Raw genomic sequence first — 3,355 nt, 5'->3', positions numbered from 1 at the left:
GAGTTCCGATTTCGGATATTCGTGATATGGGCCGGAGTACAAACCCAGGTTTGTACTCCGGGTAGCCGTGCAAAGTCGTGCCGTCGAACGCGACAAAGTCGACGACGCAAACTATATAGCCACTGTCTGGATTTTCGGTCAAGTCGTTGGTCAGCTAGGGAGTACAAACCCAGGTTTGTACTCCAGCTACCGCCGCGAATCCTGCCGCCAACCCAGCAAGTTGAGCTCGACAGCCCTCAAGCCGCGTCCAGCGCTTGTTCCAAGTCTTCGACCAGATCGTCGATATGCTCGATGCCGATCGACAGCCGCAGCATTTCCTCGCTGACCCCGGCCTTGGCCAGTTCCTCGGGATTCAACTGGCGGTGGGTGGTCGAAGCCGGGTGGGTGGCCAGCGATTTGGCATCGCCGATATTCACCAAGCGGGTGAACAACTTGAAGGCGTCCAGCACCCGCGCTCCGGCTTCGCGGCCGCCTTGCTTCAAACCGAAACTTAAAATGCCCGAGGCCCTGCCGCCCATGTATTGTTGCACCAAGGCGTGGTCGGGATGTTCCGGCAGGCCGGCGTAATTGACCCAGGCCACCTTCGGATGGTCTTGCAACAGTTTGGCGATTTCCCAGGCATTCTCGCAGATGCGGTCCATCCGCAATGGCAGCGTTTCGATGCCCTGCAATACCAAAAACGCATTCATCGGCGCAATCGACGCCCCCATGTTGCGCAACGGTACCACCCTGGCCCGGCCGATGTAGGCCGCGGCGCCCAGCGCTTCGGTATAAACCACGCCGTGATAGCTGACATCCGGCTCGTTCAGGCGTTTGAAGCGAGTCTTGTGTTCCGCCCAAGGGAACTTGCCGGAATCGACGATGATGCCGGCCACCGCGTTGCCGTGGCCGCCCATGTATTTGGTCAGGGAATGCACCACGATGTCGGCGCCGTGCTCGATCGGCCGGCATAAATACGGCGACGGCACGGTGTTATCGACAATCAGCGGAATGCCGTGGGCGTGGGCGACTTCGGCCAAGGCCGCGAAATCGGTGACATTGCCCAGCGGGTTGCCGATGGATTCGCAAAAAATCGCCTTGGTGCGGCTATCGATCAGCGGCGCGAAACTGCCCGGCTGGCGCGGATCGGCGAAGCGCACTTCAATGCCTAATTGCGGAAAGGTATGGGCGAACAAATTGTAGGTGCCGCCGTACAAGGTCGAGGCCGAGACGATGTTATCGCCGGCTTCGGCGATGGTTTGAATCGCATAGGTGGTGGCCGCCTGGCCGGACGCCAGCGCCAGCGCCGCCAAGCCGCCTTCCATCGCCGCCACCCGTTGCTCCAACACGTCCTGGGTTGGGTTCATGATGCGGGTGTAGATATTGCCTTGCACTTTCAGGTCGAACAAATCCGCGCCGTGCTGGGCGCTGTCGAAGGCATAGGCGACGGTTTGGTAAATCGGTACTGCGACCGCCTTGGTGGTGGGGTCCGGCGCATAGCCCGCATGTACCGCCTGGGTTTCGATTCTCATACACACTCCTGTTGTTTATTATGGTTTGCTAATCCTCGGCGAGGAAGGCGCGATTATACAAGCCGGCGTCGGCCGCGCCAGTCCGGTTCTCTTGATTCGCGGCCGATGGGCTAGGCATGGCGGTGGCCCGGACACCGCGGGCGACCGTTCCGGGAGCGGGATAGGCTAGGCGGGATGCGGGTGGGCGCCCGATAAAAATCGGGACTTTCTCACCCGCCGGAGTAGCGGTTTATTTACGTTTGGCCTTCTTGGCCGGTGAAGGCGAGGGCGTCTCGGCGACCGGGGGCTGGGTTGCCGTCTCGGTGGGGCAGTCCTTGGGCTTAGGCTCGGTGTAGGGAATCTTGACCGCCAGATCCTTGCCTTCCACTGGATAATCGCTGTCCAGATACTTGCCGCAACTGACGTGCTTGGGCGAATAATTGTCCACGTAGATTTGCTGGGTGTTGTTGGCCGGGTAGAACTCGCCGCTCGGGCAGCGTGCCGACTGGGTGGGGCCGATCGCAATCAGCGTGCCTTTCTTTAGCGTGCATTTGGCGACCCATTTCAGTTGGTTCCACTCGGGGCAGATCGCATTCTTGGCGCGGTAGTCCTGGTCGGTGCCGGACGGGCGTTCGGCGGTCCACCAAGGGCCAAGCCGGTTGCTGCCGCCGTAGGCGTTCAAGCCGCCGTCGGGGCCGTTCCACATCCGGTAGACTTCGACGTCGTCGGTAATGCGGAGCAGTTTGCCCGACGAGATTCCGCCTTTTTCCGGTTCGGCGACCGCGCCGGCAAGTACTTCGTTGTCGCAGCTCTCGCTGCAGTCGTCAACCAGTTCGACCCTGCCGGCCATCGCCGCCGGCAGAAAAATCGGCTTTTGCTGGCACTCGCAGCCGGCCGCCAGCAGGACGAGTGCCAACAGGCCGAATTTGGCGCCGGCGCCGATGCCGGCCGCGAACTCTTTGAAATTGGGGTGGGCGGTGCGGTGAGTTTTTATGGGGCGCTGAGAATGTTCAGTCATTGCGAGTCGTCCTGGGTTTGGGCTGAGGTTAATCCTAAAATGAGCAGTTCAGCGATGAAAAATCCCCTTCGTCCTGAGCCTTCGGCTACGCTCAGGAGAGCGCTGTCGAAGGACTGGCGGGATTTTTGGTTCACCTGCTGGATGAGTGTATTACGGGCCGTTCATGCTTCGACTTCGCTCAGCACGAACGGCCCGTAATACGCGTCAACTGTTCTTTTTAGGGTAGTTCTTTATCACGTTTAAGTACCACCGTCATGCCCACCGGGACGCGGGCCTCCCAGCACCACGGATGGCAGTCCGCGATCCATCCGTGGAACTTGGATTCCGGCGATCCTCGCCGGAATGACGGGATGGATTGGCGGAATTACAAAGTTTAGTTGACGGGTGGATGGAAATCGCTTATTTATCCGTATCGCCGGCGGGCGGCTTGCGGCCGGAGCCGCGAATCGCGAACAGTTTGGAGATCGCGTCGAACCAGAACGGCGCGCCCAGCGTGCCGGTCATCGCGGTGATCAGCCAGCCCAGCCAAGGGGCTTTCTGGTCGGTCAGGCGTTGGATCGCGCAGGGCGTGCCTTCGCTGTCGTATTGTATGTTCCAGCCGATCGGCAGGGCCAATTGTTGAAAACGGGCGATGTCGGTTCTCAACGCTGCAATGCTTTGCGTCAGTTGTTTTTGCGCATCGGTCTGGCCGCCTTCGGGATTGGTCTGGCCGACCGCGTTATCGGCGCGTTGCGCCAGTTGGACCAATTCCGATACCAGCGCCGGATTCGAGCGCAAATAGCGGGCGATGTGCAGCGTGTCAACGTTCAATACGACCGCCAGCAGAATACCGAGTACGAACATCGCC

Annotated in this window: 2 protein-coding genes and 1 pseudogene; all 3 read right to left on the bottom strand. The window is 60.2% G+C overall.

Features of this window, described 5'->3' with window-relative positions; translation table 11 throughout:
- Positions 1-236: 236 nt before the first annotated feature.
- Complete coding sequence (locus AC3B8H_RS19580; protein ID WP_488443201.1) at positions 237-1,511, bottom strand: O-acetylhomoserine aminocarboxypropyltransferase/cysteine synthase family protein; 1,275 nt, start codon at positions 1,509-1,511, stop codon at positions 237-239.
- Positions 1,512-1,740: 229 nt separating this feature from the next.
- The gene (locus AC3B8H_RS19575; protein WP_488443200.1) at positions 1,741-2,508 is read right to left on the bottom strand and encodes a hypothetical protein; all 768 of its coding nucleotides are present in this window, start codon (positions 2,506-2,508) and stop codon (positions 1,741-1,743) included.
- 399 nt (positions 2,509-2,907) lie between these two features.
- Positions 2,908-3,355 (bottom strand): annotated as a pseudogene (locus tag AC3B8H_RS19570) (hypothetical protein); the annotation flags it as partial.

Source organism: Methylomonas sp. BG-2 (assembly GCF_057766305.1).
Note: the sequence above shows the minus strand (reverse complement) of the source record. Positions and strands in the feature narration are given on the sequence as shown.

Coding starts and splice junctions, on each gene's coding strand:
- AC3B8H_RS19580 (WP_488443201.1), bottom strand. CDS start 1,511: ATGAGAATCGAAACCCAGGCGGTACATGCGGGCTATGCGCCGGACCCC.
- AC3B8H_RS19575 (WP_488443200.1), bottom strand. CDS start 2,508: ATGACTGAACATTCTCAGCGCCCCATAAAAACTCACCGCACCGCCCAC.